This is a genomic window from Neisseria sp. P0022.S009 (assembly GCF_051956675.1).
Taxonomy (GTDB): domain Bacteria; phylum Pseudomonadota; class Gammaproteobacteria; order Burkholderiales; family Neisseriaceae; genus Neisseria.
The window spans coordinates 1-602 of record NZ_JBQCXE010000033.1 but is presented as its reverse complement, the minus strand read 5'-3'; the positions used below and the strand labels follow the sequence as shown (position 1 = coordinate 602).

The window sequence follows — 602 nt, the reverse complement described above, 5'->3', positions numbered from 1 at the left end:
AAAACTTCCAGCGTCTTACGCTGTCCTGCTACCGAACCGCCGCCCGTATAGTAGATCAATATGGTCAGTCCCAGACGGGCATTGATATTGTAGTCTTCGTCATACATCAGGATTTCATCGGCTTCCCTTTGCAGGTATTCATATAGTTTGGTTGTCATGCTTTTTCTTTCATGGGGTTGTTGTTTACTCTTTCGGCAGATTACCGTGTCTGGCATCGAATTCGCGCACTTTTTCTTCCCAGCCTTTCAGATGCGAAGTATCGGCGTTTTTCTCGCAAGCATGCTACGGAACATAGTGAGTGATTTTGTATTCATTGGGTTCGTATGTCGAACCTTTGGGTTTATTTACAAGATATTTGTAGGCATAACAGTTACTACGCTGTTCAAAACGTTCGTCTGCCGCCCAAAGGTCGGCGGAAACCCCTAAGGCAGGTGCAAATACTGCCACACGGAGGGCGAACATGATTGAGCCTGCTAAGGCAGCAGAGGCGAAATACGCCAATGCGATTGCTGCTACCGATATAGTTGTCGAATAAGGCTATCACCATTGATAAAGAGGCCGTCTGAAAGTTTCAGACGGCCTTGATAAATGCCGTTTTTTTA

The 602-nt window shown here is 46.0% G+C and carries 1 protein-coding gene; it reads right to left on the bottom strand.

The genetic code is table 11. The annotated features are described in order from the left end of the window. Positions 1–282: 282 nt before the first annotated feature. On the bottom strand, positions 283–462 hold the full coding sequence (locus ACTHUG_RS11290) for a hypothetical protein (protein WP_440386821.1): 180 nt from the start codon (positions 460–462) through the stop codon (positions 283–285). Positions 463–602: the final 140 nt, after the last annotated feature.

Excerpts from the sequence above, each read along its gene's own strand:
- ACTHUG_RS11290 (WP_440386821.1), bottom strand. The coding sequence starts at position 462 with ATGTTCGCCCTCCGTGTGGCAGTATTTGCACCTGCCTTAGGGGTTTCC.